The sequence below is a fragment of the Tissierella sp. P1 genome (genome assembly GCF_002266425.1).
In the GTDB taxonomy this organism is placed as follows: Bacteria; Bacillota; Clostridia; order Tissierellales; family Tissierellaceae; genus Tissierella; species Tissierella carlieri.
Genome location: NZ_NPMN01000052.1, coordinates 1 through 15602 on the forward strand (window position 1 = coordinate 1; position 15602 = coordinate 15602).

Annotated in this window: 18 protein-coding genes; 2 read left to right on the forward strand and 16 right to left on the reverse strand. The window is 30.0% G+C overall.

What is annotated here, in order from left to right; translation table 11 throughout:
• The first annotated feature begins 962 nt into the window (after positions 1-962).
• Positions 963-1088, forward strand: a complete 126-nt coding sequence (locus CIW83_RS24605) for a hypothetical protein (RefSeq protein WP_255374552.1) — start codon at positions 963-965, stop codon at positions 1086-1088.
• Between the two features lie 132 nt (positions 1089-1220).
• Here the strand turns inward: CIW83_RS24605 and CIW83_RS20975 are convergent, their stop codons facing one another.
• The 9 genes from CIW83_RS20975 to CIW83_RS21015 all read right to left on the reverse strand — a co-directional run bounded on the left by CIW83_RS20975 (position 1221) and on the right by CIW83_RS21015 (position 8435).
• A complete protein-coding gene (locus CIW83_RS20975) occupies positions 1221-1403 on the reverse strand; it encodes a hypothetical protein (protein WP_201260088.1) in 183 nt (60 codons plus the stop codon).
• 95 nt (positions 1404-1498) lie between these two features.
• Positions 1499-1969, reverse strand: a complete 471-nt coding sequence (locus CIW83_RS20980; protein ID WP_094904383.1) for an HAD family hydrolase — start codon at positions 1967-1969, stop codon at positions 1499-1501.
• A 20-nt stretch (positions 1970-1989) separates the two neighbouring features.
• A complete protein-coding gene (locus tag CIW83_RS20985) occupies positions 1990-2733 on the reverse strand; it encodes a phosphate ABC transporter ATP-binding protein (protein ID WP_094904384.1) in 744 nt (247 codons plus the stop codon).
• Positions 2724-3569 (reverse strand): PstA family ABC transporter permease, encoded by an 846-nt coding sequence (locus CIW83_RS20990; RefSeq protein ID WP_094904385.1) that lies wholly within the window; start codon positions 3567-3569, stop codon positions 2724-2726. Before CIW83_RS20990 ends, CIW83_RS20985 begins: the two co-directional genes overlap by 10 nt.
• 18 nt (positions 3570-3587) lie before the next feature.
• Positions 3588-4457, reverse strand: a complete 870-nt coding sequence (gene pstC, locus CIW83_RS20995; protein WP_369819421.1) for a phosphate ABC transporter permease subunit PstC — start codon at positions 4455-4457, stop codon at positions 3588-3590.
• 32 nt (positions 4458-4489) lie between these two features.
• Positions 4490-5392, reverse strand: coding sequence for a phosphate ABC transporter substrate-binding protein (locus CIW83_RS21000; RefSeq protein WP_094904387.1), 903 nt, complete (start codon positions 5390-5392; stop codon positions 4490-4492).
• A 176-nt stretch (positions 5393-5568) separates the two neighbouring features.
• A complete protein-coding gene (locus CIW83_RS21005; protein ID WP_094904388.1) occupies positions 5569-6732 on the reverse strand; it encodes a hypothetical protein in 1164 nt (387 codons plus the stop codon).
• Between the two features lie 175 nt (positions 6733-6907).
• A complete protein-coding gene (locus CIW83_RS21010) occupies positions 6908-7414 on the reverse strand; it encodes a GNAT family N-acetyltransferase (protein WP_201260089.1) in 507 nt (168 codons plus the stop codon).
• 34 nt (positions 7415-7448) lie between these two features.
• Complete coding sequence (locus CIW83_RS21015) at positions 7449-8435, reverse strand: D-cysteine desulfhydrase family protein (RefSeq protein WP_094904389.1); 987 nt, start codon at positions 8433-8435, stop codon at positions 7449-7451.
• Positions 8436-8778: 343 nt separating this feature from the next.
• Here CIW83_RS21015 and CIW83_RS21020 point away from each other — a divergent pair, with 343 nt between their 5' ends.
• Positions 8779-10248: a methyl-accepting chemotaxis protein gene (locus CIW83_RS21020; RefSeq protein ID WP_094904390.1), complete on the forward strand. Its 1470-nt coding sequence runs from the start codon at positions 8779-8781 to the stop codon at positions 10246-10248.
• Between the two features lie 103 nt (positions 10249-10351).
• Here CIW83_RS21020 and CIW83_RS21025 read toward each other — a convergent pair whose 3' ends face one another.
• The 7 genes from CIW83_RS21025 to CIW83_RS22430 all read right to left on the reverse strand — a co-directional run bounded on the left by CIW83_RS21025 (position 10352) and on the right by CIW83_RS22430 (position 15385).
• The gene (locus CIW83_RS21025) at positions 10352-11344 is read right to left on the reverse strand and encodes a lipoate--protein ligase (RefSeq protein WP_094904391.1); all 993 of its coding nucleotides are present in this window, start codon (positions 11342-11344) and stop codon (positions 10352-10354) included.
• Positions 11345-11372: 28 nt separating this feature from the next.
• The gene (locus CIW83_RS21030; protein WP_235601439.1) at positions 11373-12623 is read right to left on the reverse strand and encodes an MBL fold metallo-hydrolase RNA specificity domain-containing protein; all 1251 of its coding nucleotides are present in this window, start codon (positions 12621-12623) and stop codon (positions 11373-11375) included.
• Between the two features lie 14 nt (positions 12624-12637).
• On the reverse strand, positions 12638-13003 hold the full coding sequence (locus CIW83_RS24055) for an MBL fold metallo-hydrolase (protein WP_235601440.1): 366 nt from the start codon (positions 13001-13003) through the stop codon (positions 12638-12640).
• A 35-nt stretch (positions 13004-13038) separates the two neighbouring features.
• A complete protein-coding gene (locus CIW83_RS21035) occupies positions 13039-14223 on the reverse strand; it encodes an NAD(P)/FAD-dependent oxidoreductase (RefSeq protein WP_094904395.1) in 1185 nt (394 codons plus the stop codon).
• A gap of 122 nt (positions 14224-14345) precedes the next feature.
• On the reverse strand, positions 14346-14840 hold the full coding sequence (locus CIW83_RS21040) for an aromatic acid exporter family protein (RefSeq protein WP_158220202.1): 495 nt from the start codon (positions 14838-14840) through the stop codon (positions 14346-14348).
• A gap of 183 nt (positions 14841-15023) precedes the next feature.
• Entirely contained in the window at positions 15024-15197 is a 174-nt protein-coding gene (locus CIW83_RS22425) for a hypothetical protein (protein ID WP_158220203.1), read from the reverse strand.
• 17 nt (positions 15198-15214) lie between these two features.
• Positions 15215-15385 (reverse strand): hypothetical protein, encoded by a 171-nt coding sequence (locus CIW83_RS22430; RefSeq protein WP_158220204.1) that lies wholly within the window; start codon positions 15383-15385, stop codon positions 15215-15217.
• Between the last annotated feature and the right edge of the window lie 217 nt (positions 15386-15602).

Genomic DNA, 15602 nt, shown 5'->3' on the forward strand with positions numbered 1-15602 from the left:
GTCGACTTTTTCATCTTTCAATATATAAATAGATTCTTGAGAGAGTTTTTACTATGCTAATTTGAAACTTTTTATTTGATTAGTTTTTCTTTAATTACATGAAACAGATTTAAAACCTAGAATCGGAAAATCTTTATTTAAAAAGTATAATATCTTAATTGAAGAAAAAACTTATGAATAAAAAAATAAAGTAGTCTTAAGTCAAGACCTAAATATTCTCTTGATTTATTAATAAGGAGCAAATTAATTAAGTAATGAAAATCTTTTCTTCCTTTTACTGTAATTTTTAGATATCCATTTTGAAAACTCGCTTTAAACATTCACGTTTCATTAACAATATGAATATTGTGTATTAGAGGTTGAAAAAACCTCATTCTCCTAGATTCTGACAAAATTTTACAGTATAGTAACTAATATCACAATCTTTTTATTACTCTCCAGGAGGTGTTAATAATGTCTGACAATGAAGTACGTGGCAATTGGTTTGGCGGCGGATGCGGTATGGATACTTCACTATTATTCTTCTTTTTAATTCTAGTGATTATTTTCTGTAACTGTGATTTCTTCTAATTTAGAATAATTAAATCGGGGCCTGTCCCCGATTTTTTATAACGAACAAGAAAGTTCTACTATCAATATCTTAGTGTTAAGAATTTAACCTAAATGAATTTAAAGCAGATTGCCGAAATCTTTGGTTTCATGCAAGTGCTTATGCAGTGGCAAAAAAAGCTACCTGTAGTGCAGACTTAGAAACCTTTCTTATATTACTCTACTATGGTTATTATGAGACCTTTCAATCCTTTAACATATTTGATTTGATTTCATTATATTATTCTTTGATACAGAACTCCTACTATACTATCTATTACTTAATTATTATAAAATAATAATTAACACTTTATCACTATCATTCATATTCTATTATGAGAGTTCTACTCTTAACTAAATTAGGAGGTGTTCTTATGGGTGGTTTATTTGGCGGAAGAGGCGAAGGTTGTAATGGTATGGATGATTCTTTACTATTCTTCTTTTTACTCTTAGTAATTATTTTCTGTAACTGTGGTGATTTGTTTGGCAGAAGATGCTAGACTATCACATTAATCGGGGATTATCCCCGATTTTTTTATTAATAAATTCTATTCTTTATTGCTTTGATTTTCAATTCATATAACAAATATCTATTTATGAATAAATTAAAAAGCAAGGGACTTTAACCCTTGCTATATCTGTCTTCCTTGAATCAGGTCTATGCTTCCTAATACTATATGAGCTAATCCAAAGCCCACAACTCCAGCAGCAATCATAGGTGCTATATCCTTAGTTCTTGTTCCTTGTACTGCTACTAAACCAACTCCAGTAACTGCAGTTCCTAATAGCGTTGGTATTAATCCTTGTCGTATCATGTATGTCCTCCTTCCATAATAATTACATTCCAGATTATTATCTTCATTTCTAACTTCATATATTCAGACATAATACCTAAAAATCTTAAAAGTTGTCAATTTCTCAAAGTGGCTTTTATCATATTTTTATTAAGTAATATTTCTAATCCTTCTAAAGCAGACCTAGCTACTATATCGGCCTTAGATAATAATTTCCCCGATGTACCTTCCCTTTCTATTATAGCTATGGATAAAGCAGATTCTTCAAACATTAAAACATCATTAAATCCGTTTCCTAAGCATGCAGTCATATGTCCACCTAAATCTTTTACTATATCCTTTTTTGATCTCCCTGCATTTTCTTTGGGAAAAGTTAAGACCTTTCCATTGATACCCATACATTCTTTTTCTACAGTTCCATAAGTATCAGCCGTTAATATATATATTTTTGCATATTCTGCTAATTTATTTATTAACTCTTTTACACCGATAACTAATTTCCCATCCACTGCTATAGTACCATTATAGTCAAATACAATATTTTCGATTTGAATGTTATCTCTACCTGGTATTTCGTATATTAACAAATTCATCCCTCCACATAAGTCTATCCATATATTCCTTCTAAATATTCTCTTGTTCTATTATCCTTTGGATTAGAAAACACTTCCTCAGTTTTTCCATATTCTATTAATCCTCCATTTAAAATAAATGCTGTATAATCTGATATTCTTCTAGCTTGAGACAAATTATGAGTCACTATTATTATCGTATATTCCTTGGAAAGTTTCAGTAACATTTCCTCTATAATAGCTGTATTTTTTATATCTAATGCTGAACATGGCTCATCTAAAAGCAATACCTCTGGTTCCACAGTTAATGCTCTTGCTATGGAAAGTCTTTGTTGTTGTCCACCTGATAACTTCATCGCCGACATATTTAATTCATTGTTTATTTCTTCAAAAAGCCCTACTCTTTTTAGATTATATTCTACTATTTTTTGTAGTTGACTTTTATCTTTTATTCCATAATATATAGGTGCATAAATCATATTCTTGTATATAGACAAAGGAAAAGGTGTAGGTTTTTGAAATACCATACCAATCATTTTCCTTACGTCATTTTTATTATATTCTTGAATATCTTTATCTTTAAAAAAGATTTTTCCACTATATCTACCACCTTGTTCCTCCAGCATCAAATTTAGAGTCGTAAGAAATGTGGACTTTCCGCAACCTGAAGGTCCAATAATTGCAGTTATCTTATTTTTCATAAAGGACATAGACAAATCTTTTAATATCAATTTATTATCATAACTAACATTTAAATCATTCACCTTTATTACTTCCATTTATCTATCCCCCTTCTATTTCTATTTAAAATCAATGATGAAATATTAATTATAAGCAATAGTATAATAAGTATGGCAGCAGTACCATATGCCTTTTCTAGTGATATTCCTTCTCCCGTTAATATATAAAGATGAAAAGGAAGTGCCATAACTGGAGAAAATATGGATTTAGGTATTGACGCAAATATTACAGCCCCTGTTAATATTATTGGTGCAGCAGCTCCCATAGCGAATCCTCCGCCTAAGAGAATGGCTGAAGTAATGTCTTCTATACACATTGGCAATATCAATTTAAATATAGTATAAAATTTAGATACTCCCAAAGCATATGATGTACCAATAATATTGGAATCTACCTCTCTCATTATTTTTTCAATTCTAACCTCAATATATGGAAATATCATAATTCCCAATGTTATACTTGCCGTTAATAGAGATCTATCAATTTTAAAATACAAGATTAATAATGTATAACCAAACATTCCTAAAATAATAGAAGGAATACCAGCCATACATTGTATTATTAAATGGATGATATCACTTATACATTTGTTATTACAATAAAAAACTGTGTAAATAGCTGTTGCCATAGCTAAAAAAGATGCAAAAATACAAGATAACAGCATTAATAATAAGCTTCCAACAATAGCTGGAAATATTCCACCTTCTGATCCTAGAGGTATACCCTTTGGATTACTGAAAATAAATTCCAAATCAATAGAATTCAATCCCTTTTTTAAAATATATCCCAAAATAAATATAGTAACTCCAACTACAATAATAGTACTTATTGTAATCCATAACTTAAATATATTATCTTTAACTTTTTCCTTCATAACATCCCAATCCTTATTTTATATTATTTTTCTTTTTATTATATATAGAAGAATATTTATAATAAGTAGAATCATCATAAGTACAAATCCAGCAGCATAAAGCCCATGATAATGGAGGCTACCAACCTCAGCCATCCCCATCTCAAGTGCAATTAAAGAGGGAATTGTTTGACATTTCCCTAATAATTTAGGCATTATAGGAGCATTACCTATTACCATCATTACAGCCATGGTTTCTCCCATACCTCTACTTAAAGCTAATACCGTAGAAGCTAATATGCTCCTCTTACTATTAGGTAGAATTACTTTTCGAATCATATAGGATTTAGAGGTTCCTAATGCATTTGAATATGTAGAGTATTCATTATAAATCTTTTCCATAGACTCCTCACATGTTGAAATGATAAATGGTAACATCATAATAGAAAGTATTATACCACCTGCTAATACAGATTCCCCTGCAGCGAATAAAAACTTTGTTTCAAAAAACTTTATAACAACCAATAATCCAATAAATCCATGGATAACAGAAGGTATACCAGCTAATATATCTATTAAAGTCCTAATTATTTTTTTAATTTTACTATTGGTATAACTTGATAAAACAACAGCACTCCCTACACCTATAGGTAATGCAATAACAATTCCTACTATTGATACATATATGGTCCCTAGTATAGTAGGATATATTGATAATTTATCTGGAGAATTAAGAGGGTTCCACCTTTTACCAAAAATAAATTCTAATATAGAAACTTCTTTAAAGAACACAATACTTTCCTTCAAAATAAAAAATATTATGAAAGATAGTATAAATAAAGACAATATAGTAAAAAAACATACTATGGATTTAAAAATTTTATTTTCTAACTCTTTCACTATAATCACCTCAAAAAAATAAGAGGCTAAAGCCCCTGATTTTAGTTTGCTGGTACAAATCCCATTTTTTCAATAATCTCTGAACCTTTATCTGACAAAACAAAATCCATAAATACCTTTTGCTCAGGTGTCAATTCTCCTTTTTTAACTACAATAAGGGGCCTTGATACCTTATATGATTCATTTACTATATTTTCTTCTGTTGGCTCTATTCCATCAACCTTTAAAGGTATAAGTTTTCCTATATTTTGATTTACCATACCAAAAGAAGCATAACCTATTGCATCTTTATTTTCGATAATTTTTGTAACTAAAGCACCCATTGAAGGAGATTGAATAGCGTCTTCTCTTACTTGCACATCTCCCATTATACTCTTTTGGAATACTTCATGTGCTCCACCGCCTAAATCTCTAATAACAACTACTATCTCTTTATGTTCAAGACTATTATCTAAATCATCCCAATATTTATATTCTCCTGAAAATATCTTCATAATTTCTTCAGTGCTTAAACCATCTTTCAATTTTAACAATGGATTTTCTGGATTTATAGAGATAGTTAAAGCATCTATTCCTAAAACAAATTCTTTCATATCGCCTATCTTTTCTTTTTCTTCATCCTTCACACCCCTAGCTAACATACCAAAATCACTAGTACCTTCTATGACTGATTTAACCCCTGCACCAGAGCCTCCTGCTGATACATATATTGATATATTTTTCTCTGGAAAACTAGGATCTACTTTGTCCCAAGTAGTATTACCTTCAATGAAATCTGTCGCTATAGCTGATATTACAGGTGCTAAAGTTGATGAACCATTAAATGTCATCTCCGCTCTAAATTCATTGTTATTAGATATTAAAGCAGACTCATCTTTTGTACATCCTATTAAAGACACGATAAAAAGTGATACAATCAATAACAAACTAATTTTTCTTTTCATATAATCCTCCTTTATGTATTAAAATTAACAAAGTACATAATATAGTCTATATTCAATACTTAGGTAAGTCCAATTAATTTCATCTATAAGTGAAGGTGCATTGATAGAAAATATTAATAAAGATTTTAAAATTAAATAGAAAATCCGAATAAAGATTCTTTATTCGGATTTTCTATTTAATATCTTAATACTGCCGCTACAGTGCCACCGTCTGGAACCTTATCTGGATCTACCACATATACTGTTCCACCTCTTGATATAGTAAGAGTAGCTGCACGCTCCATGAGATCTTCATTTCCGACCTTTTCGTCTTCATAGAAATCTATCTTATTAATGTCTGGATTAAATTGGCCCCATTGATGAGCTCCATTAGCAATAAATAATGTTTCGATTTGACCATTATAAGCTTGTGATAATATTTTCTTTAAGGAATTTGAGGACAATCCATTTCGTTGACCTGAAAACTGATTATATTTAGATTCTGCTAATTCTTGTACCTTTAAAAATTTAGGCTCCATAATTTCCCACGCCATTTTTTGCAAATCATTCCCATATAATATCTCAGGATTACCTTTAATAAATTCATCCAATATATTTGGATATCTACTGATTTCCTTATATACGGGAATTAGATATTCTACTCCAGCAAGAACTAGAGGTATTTCTTCTCCTTTATGCAATTTATTTAAAGACTCATCAATTGCACGGAAATATCTAGTAAGTTCATTCTTTTCAAAATCATTTTCAACAGCTTGCCCTTGGCTTGCCGTATTATATCCAAGCGAAGAACTACTTACTGGATTTGCAGTACGAATTTGCAGTTTAGTCCTTGGGTCATCATCTATTTTCATGTCCTCCATACTTCGAGGTGCATCCTCCATTACTATTTCATTAACTGTTTGCCTAGAAGCTTTAAATAACCTAACTTCATTTTTACTTAAAGCTAATATATAAAATTGACCATCTGCTGTAAAGAGCGGTAGAAGTGGTTTAGTATAAAATTTATCTGAAATTACCACTTGCTCTTTAACTTCAAATGGAAGGTGATAATAATTCATTTCCTCTGGAGTTATAAATATCGCTAAACCTTCTGTCTGGTTTTGCCAAAATGTTGTTTCATCAATCAAATCACTAGCTGATAATAAGATGCTTCCAACTTCTGATTTACTTAAACCCATATTAAATAATTTATCTTCTGCTTCTCTAATGCACTGTTTATATCGTATTGGGTTTTGTTTGATATCCGGTCCCATACGACAGGTAGGCATATAGATTGATATACACCATTCTTCTTCTGAATTTATTAATTCTTCAAACTTCTTTCTAGTTAGTATATCCATTTTTGCCTCCTTGCGAAAAATTATTTTATAATTTAATAAACTATTATCTTTATTAATTTACCCACTATATAATTCACATATGTAGATATTTATTTAGTTTATTAGGCTATATATTGAAAAATTCCCATATGCTCAAGTGCCACCTGGGAATTTTTGGATTTTTTTATTTTTAAATTTAAAATTCATTTGCTAAATCAATAAGTGCCTGATTGTGTACACGATATACTGTCCATTCATCCATAGGAACTGCACCTATACTCTTGTAGAAATTAATGGAAGGCTCATTCCAATCTATACACCACCACTCAAATCTTCCACAATTCCTTTCTATAGCCAGTTTTGCTAAAAAAGATAAGAATATTTTTCCGTAACCTTTCCCTCTCATTTCAGGTCTCACATATAAGTCCTCTAAATAAATCCCTGGCCTGCCTAGGAAAGTAGAAAAATTATGAAAAAACAAGGCAAATCCTACAGGTTCTCCATCATGCTCTCCAATAATAACTTCAGCTGATTTCCTAATAAATAATGAATCCATAAGTATTTCTTCCGTGGCAACTACTTCATGTAACAGTTTTTCATAATCTGCTAGTTCTTTAATAAAATGTAAAATGAGTTTTACATCTTTTTCTTCTGCAAACCTGATTTTAAAATGCTCATTTTTCGTTGGTATTAGGGTTTTCATTTTGATTTATCTCCTTTACATTATTTAAAATCAATTAATTTCCTACTAGATTCCTAGCGAAATTATTCCAACCAAATATTCCACCGGTATGAATAAATAATATGTTTTTATGTTTATCGAATGTTCCCCTTTTAATTTCTTCAACTAATCCATACATAGCCTTACCAGTATATACTGGATCTAGTATTACCCCTTCTTGTTTAGCTAGTTTATGAATAAATTCTATTTCTTGAGGCTCACTCAAGGCGTATCCCTTGCCCACATATCCATCTAAAATATTTATATCTTCTTTATTTACATAAATTTCTTCACCTGTATACTTAGATATTTCTTTCAGTAATCCTAATACAATATTTTTAAAATATTCGTCATCATCGCATACATTTACTCCATAAATTGTTGCATCAGTATTTTTAATATGGTTCTCATAATATAATCCTGCATAAGTTCCTCCCGACCCTACGGCAGTAACTATTGCATCAAATTTAATACCAAGTTCTTTTTCCTGATCTAATATTTCTTTCATAGCCTTACAATATCCTAATGATCCAATTCCATTAGATGCTCCCTCGGGGAGTATATATGCTTTATATCCTTCTTTTGCTAGTTCATTTCTAATTTCCTCCATAATCTCCATTCTGCTATTCTTATATTCCTCAGCAGTAATAAGTTTAATCCTAGCTCCTAACATCTTATCTAAGAAGTAATTACCTTCTACTTCTGAATTTTCCTTCCCTCTAAGAACAAGATAAGCTCCCATACCAAGTTTTGCTGCTACCGCTGCTGTTGCTCTAGCATGGTTTGACTGTATACCACCACAGGTAATCAAATAATCACATTCATTATCCAATGCTTCTTGAACTGCAAATTCTAGCTTTCTCACTTTATTTCCAGATATTTCACTACCTGTTTGGTCATCTCTTTTTATATAGATTTGTGCTCCTAGCTCTTGACTGAGTCTCTCTAGTTTTTCAATTTTAGTTGGTAAATTGGCAAAATTAATAGATTTCGGTAAGTTCATAAAATTCCCTCCTAGTATATTGACGTTTCTATTTAATTATATTATACATATGAAAAGTCACCTTTTCCAATATAATCTATCAAATGATGATATTCTTATTAAAAATTTATTATCCTTAGTTAGCATTGACTTAAATTCATTTATACTTTAATATATTTATGTTATATGCACTAATTGGAAAATTAATTAAAAAATGTTTACTCATAGCATAATTGAGGTATATTTTAACTATTCCTCTAAAAAAATTATTATTTATATTTACTATAGAGAATAAATATTATATATTTGATTTTAGCTACAATAATCTAAAAGTCCTACTACTAAATAAAGAGGTGATTTTTTTATGTTTAAAAGAATTTTTCGCAAGCCACCCTGTGAAGAAGCAGAGTGTATAGTTAAATATGTAGAAGACTCATTGAGTGGAAAAAAAGTTAATGCACCTGATGTTAAATATCCTATTCATATACAAGTTTTCGAACATTTTGAAAAATTACTTACTAATGAAGAAATAATGTCACAATCAACAAAAAAAATGCTTAATATAGTTAGTTCCCTAAGTAGTTTTGATGTTGGAATGACTCATATTTCTAACCAGTTAATGAATTTTGCAGAAGAAATGGGAGCTTTAAGTGAATCTAATCTTGCAATAGTTGAAGAAACTACTGCAAGTATGAATCAAGTAAATGAAGCTATTGATACAACTTCTTCTACCCTAGACAATCTTGCAAAAGAATCTCAATCCTTGGCTCAAAAAAACAATGAAAGTATGGATTTATTAAAAGAAGTACAAAACTTAAAAGACAATGTTGTGCAAGATACTGAAATCATGAATGATAAAATTCAACAGCTAGTTAATCTAACTAATGAAATTGGTAAAATAGTAAATAGTGTCCAGACCATAGCAGAACAAACAAATCTTTTAGCATTAAATGCAGCTATAGAAGCTGCTAGAGCTGGAGAACATGGTCGTGGCTTTGCGGTTGTAGCCCATGAGATTAGAAATTTGGCTGATGATACTAAACAAAAATTAGATGGAATGAGGCAATTCGTAAATCATATCCATGATGCTACTCAAGATGGAAAACAGAGTTTAGATAGAACTATGTCATCTACTGGACAAATGAGTGAAAGAATAGAATTAGTTCATGAAACCGTGGGTAAAAATGTAGCAATGCTCAATAATGTAGTTAATGATGTAAATATAGTCTATGAGTCAATGGAAGGTATAAAAATTGCTGCAAATGAGATTAATCAAGCAATGGAATCTTCTAGTAGTGATGCAGAAAGACTTAGTGAGATGACAAATAATATACACAATGAGGCAGTTCAAAGTGTTGATTTTGCTGGGCAAATAGCATCAATAGATGATCAGCTATCAGCAATTGTCAGTCATATGTTTAAAGGACTAAAAGGAGGAGTTAATGCTCTTACAAATGAAGAATTACTTGAAGTAATTAATAAGGCTAAGGATGCTCATAAAAAATGGATAGAAGGACTTCATAAAATAGTGGATGAAACTCGTACATATCCACTTCAAACTAATTCTAAAAAATGTGCTTTTGGTCATTTTTACCATTCAATAGAAATAGACCATCCTGCTATTATAGAAGAATGGACATTAATAGATAAGGTACATCATGAATTTCATTCTATAGGAGACCATGTTATCGATGCAATACAAAAATCTGACAAAGAATCTGCAAAACAATTATATAAAGAAGCCGAGGCTCTCTCAATACAAATGCTAGATCTTTTAGATAAGGTTAGCACAAAGGTAAAAAAACTTATTGAAAATAACATAGATATTTTTTAACATCATTTTATATAAAAATGCTAGTAGATATTCTATCTACTAGCATTTTTAAATCAATCATTAGGTGTTATTATTTATTAATTATAATTTTTACTTATAACTTTTATTGAAACATTAAATCTACAAATTCTTCTTTAGAAATATTACCAAAATATTTTTCCAAAGGTTCGTTTTCTATTATTTTTGACACTTCCATTTTATCATATTTCTTTCCATCTAATTTTTCTTGAAGTAAAGCTACATCCTCAGTACCAAAGAAATCTCCATAAATCTTGGTATCTGAAATTAATCCACTTATTACATTAAATCTAATATCTATACTTCCAAAATCAAATCTCTTATAATTTTGATAATTTGACTTTGGAGATTCTCCATAATTCCATTCCCAAGTTGAGTATTTTTCTTCAAATAATTTTTGTATCTCATCTAAATCTTCCTGTGATAATTTATACTCTTGAGGTACTTCACCTTCCATTTCAAAAATATTTTTAAGCAAAACATCTCTAAATTCATAGATATCTATATCTTTATCTATATAAGGTTTAATATTTGTTACTCTACTCTTTACTGACTTTACTCCTTTAGATTCTATTTTATCTTGTTTAACATTTAACGCATTTGATAATACATCTAATTCAGTATCAAATAATAATGTTCCATGATTTAAAACTCTTTTCTTCCATACGGATTGAGCTATACCTGAGAATTTTTTCCCATCTAAAGTAATATCATTTCTACCTGATAACTCACAGTTGATACCAAGTTTTTCTAGAGATTTAACTATTGGTATATTATATTTCTTAAAATCAATTTTCTCAATCCCAGTTGACATAGAAATTATACTGAAATTGAGGTTTCCTAAATCATGGTATACTGCTCCTCCGCCAGTTATTCTTCTTACAACTTTTATACCTCTTTCATTTACAAAATCTTGATTTACCTCTTCAATCGTATTCTGATTTTTACCTATTATTATAGCTGGACCATTAATCCAAAGTATTACATAGTCTTCCTTAAGATCTAGACTTTTAAAGCAATATTCTTCAAAAGCTAAATTATATCTTGGGTCATTTGAATTATTCACTAAATACTTCATGTGTTCCTCCTTATCTTCTTGTGACTTTCTATTTCCCAACTATAATATTTAAATCCATTAATCTATGCTGTAGGTCTATTAGCCGATTCTTGATTTCATCATATTTCTTAGTTAGGAGCTTATCATCTACCATTTCACTGGATTTATTTATTAAAGCCTCAAATTGATTATATGCTGTTTTCAACTCATTTTCAATATCTTCTCTGAGCATCTCAGGTAATATCTCAATGCCTTTTGTCAATTCAACTTCATTTTTTGCGATGCTGAAGCTGTCATTTATATTAGGAATTATAGTCTCAATTTTATACAAATGTCTTATGAGAGTAGAAAGTGCATTAGCTGGTTCTTCTTCCCCATGAACTACAAATATTTTTTTCGGCTTCTTCTTGAACTTATTTATCCAGTCAAGTAACACATTTTGGTCCGCATGGCCTGAAAATCCCTTTATATCATAAATTTGTGCTCTTACATGAATCTCTTCTCCAAGTATTTTCACTTGCCTCTTTCCATCTAAAAGTATTCTACCTAAAGTTCCCTCAGCCTGGTATCCAACAAATACTAAACTATTTTTTTCATCCCACAAATTATGTTTTAAATGATGTCTTATTCTTCCTGCTGTAGCCATTCCACTAGAGGATATTATTACCTTTGGAAATGTATATTTATTTAATGCCATCGATTCCTCTTGACTTTTTATATATCTTAAATTGGAAAACTGAAATGGATTATCTCCCTTTAATATAAGTGCTCTTGCCTCATCATTAAAACTGCTTGAATTTCTTTTAAACGCCTCCGTAGCATCTACTGCCATAGGGCTATCTATATAGATAGGAACTTTCATATATTCTTCTACTTCTGGATTGTACTCATAATATTTATTTAATTTATAAATAAGTTCTTGAGTTCTTCCTACTGCAAATGATGGAATGATTACAGTGCCACCTCTCAATACAGTTTTATTAATTATGTCTATTAACTTTTCAGTACTCTCTTCATAACTTTCATGTATAGTATCACCATAGGTAGACTCTATGACAAGATAATCTGCTTCATCTATATAATCTGGACTATTGATAATAAGTCTTCCTGGCATACCTAGATCTCCTGAGAAAACTACTTTTACCTCCTCATTTACTTCTCTAACCCATAGTTCTAATATAGCTGATCCTAAAATATGCCCTGCATCCTTAAATCTAATTTGAATATTATCATTTATCTTTATTTTTTGGTCGATAAAATATGGTTCAAAATACTTTAAACTATTCTCTGCATCTTTCATTGTATATAATGGTTCTATAGCTTCTTTCCAGCCCTTTGTCTTTTTCTATTTTCCCATTCTACATCAGATTCCTGTATTTTTGCACTATCTTTTAACATGATCTTACATAAATCATAGGTAGCATTTGTAGTTATTATCCTACCTCTAAAACCATCCTTTACCAATTTGGGAATTCTTCCACTATGGTCTATATGTGCATGTGTTAATATGAGGAAGTCTATTTCACTAGGATTATAAGGAAAATCATTATAGTTTAATTTCTCCATTTCCTCATTTCCTTGAAACATTCCACAGTCCACAAGTATATTATATTTCTCAGTCTTTACAAGATAATTGGAACCTGTGACCATCTTTGCTGCACCATAAAATTGAATATCCATAAGTCTACCCCCAGTATTTGTACTCTTATTAAAGTCTATTTAAATCTTCTATCTTTTTCAATATATTCATTTACATCCATATTTGATATAACTGCATTTCTAAGGGCATTTACTTCTTTCAAATCTCCAAAGAGAATTACGCCAACTATTTTCCCATCTTTTGTAAATATCTTATGATGAATATCTCCCTTTTCATCTTTGTATTCATATACCTTATCAAAATCGTTAATAATTCCAGCAGAAAAGAGTTCTATGCTGCCTATTTGTAAGGTCGTAAATATCTTAGGTTGGTTGTATTCTAATTCCTTGCCTGCCATATTTGCCCCTGCCACTTTACCCTGCTCATTCCCTGCAGTCCAAAGCCCTAGAACCATCCCTTCTATTTCAACTACATCTCCTGCCGCATATACATTATCTATATTTGTCTTCAAATGTTTATCCACTTTTATACCTTTATCATATTCTATTGTAGTATCTCTAACTAAGTCTAAATTCGGTCTAATTCCAGAAGAAACTAGGATTGCATCAGCCTTAATATTTCTCTCCCCATTTAACCTTATGCCTATTGCTTTACCTTCTCCAGTTATTTCTTCCGCTTGAGAAGAAAGATAAACTTTAAATCCAGTACTGGAAAGTTTCTCTTCTAATTTATTAGCTATTTCTTTGTCTAATTGCCTAGGCAATAAATAAGGTGCAAATTCAATTATACTCACGTTTTTTCCTGATTGTTTCAAAGACCATGCCGCCTCAAGTCCTAGAAGGCCTCCACCAATTACCGATACATCCTCGCAGGATTTCATATAATCCTTTATATAATGTAAATCCTTTAAAGTTCTTAATGCAAATACCCCCTCTTGATATTTTCCATTGATTGGAGGAATAAATGGGCGACTTCCTGTTGCAATTAGCAGCTTTTCATATTCTATTACTTGACCATCATCAAGCCTTACCTTATTATTTATAACATCAATATCTTCTACAAATTTTCTGAGCATAACTTTAATATTTTTATCTTGATACCAATTTTCTTTGCTAACTAATAAATCTTCATCAACAAAGTCCTTAGATATATATTCAGTTAATTTCACTCTATAATAAGTAAGTGTTGGTTCATTGCTTACCATTATAATAGTACCCTCTTCACTATTAGATCTTATTTCTCTAGCTGCTGCAAGACCAGCTATTCCATTACCTATAATTAAATATTTTGCTTTTTCCATATTGTCCCCTCCTAAAGAATTATCTTCATAATTATTACCCATTTTAATATGCATTACACAAAAGCCTCCATAAAAAGGGAGGCTCTAATTAGAATAATTTACTAAATCGTCATGTTCTTAGGTCATAAGACTTTGTTTATAACAAGTGAAACTCCTATTCCTATAAGAGTATCAATTACCCTATTTAATGCGAAATACATTGGTGCCATATCTCCACCATGAGAAACTGTTATACTCAAAAATACTACACAACTAATATAAGTAGAGTTTGGAACTTTTAAATATACATTTGAGTAGATTATTGGAATTAAAAACAAACTTAAAACTAAATAATGTATGTAATTAAACAATTCTATCTTAAAAAAGCTAATCAAAATTATGGCTATGAATCCATATACTCCACCAATTAAGGTACCTATTATTCTACTCTTTCCAGCTTGCCAACTATTTTTACTATCATTCTGCATACAAAGTATTGCTGCTATAACAGAATAAAAAGGCAAAGACTTTTTAATAAAACTTATTAAAAAACAAATATATACAGCTATCACCGTTTTAATAACCCTCATTCCAAGAAATTTAATTCTTCTATCTTTCTTATTTTCAATAGACTGCATAATCATACTCCTTATTTAATATCAGTATAAAATCTTTATAACTATCAAATTTGTTGGAAAGCTATGGAAATATCCTTTAGTTTTATATTATCAGAATATAATAATATTTTCAATAATTTGAAACTAAAAAAACACCTTCTGATATTAGATTATCAAAAGGTGTAGATGTATTAGGTTTTATATTTAAATCTGTTTGGGAGATTCTTTCATACTCTTTAATAAGGCTAAGGCTTCTATTGTACCCGCTAGTTTAGTCATATCATCATTCTCTTTGATTGATTCCATTTCACAGATATTACAGATTTCACCCTCGCCTATAAAGCTTTTTTCACATTGCTTACAATTCCTTATAGTCATTTATAACATCCTCTTTACTATTTATCATTTTCTTGATTTTGCTTGTTTGGGGTAGGTATAAGCCCTCTATTGTTTTTCATATCTTCATTATCTATTATACCAATTTCTCCTGCAAGTTCATAACTCATAGCCCTAAAAAAGTTTTTATCAACTATTTCTTTATTTTCTCTATTTTCTTTTTCTCCCAATATTATCACCTCATATGTAGTTTTTCTATATCCTAATATTACATACGAGGAAAATTAAGGAATGTTTTAATTAGACCATGAAGGAAAAATAGGAATTACCTAGAATAAATATTATTAAACTATCTATGTTGAGTAGCGTTATCTAGCATCTAAAGTTATTAATTCCTTATATTAAATCAATTAAACTTAATTAACAATTATAATATAATTACTCTAC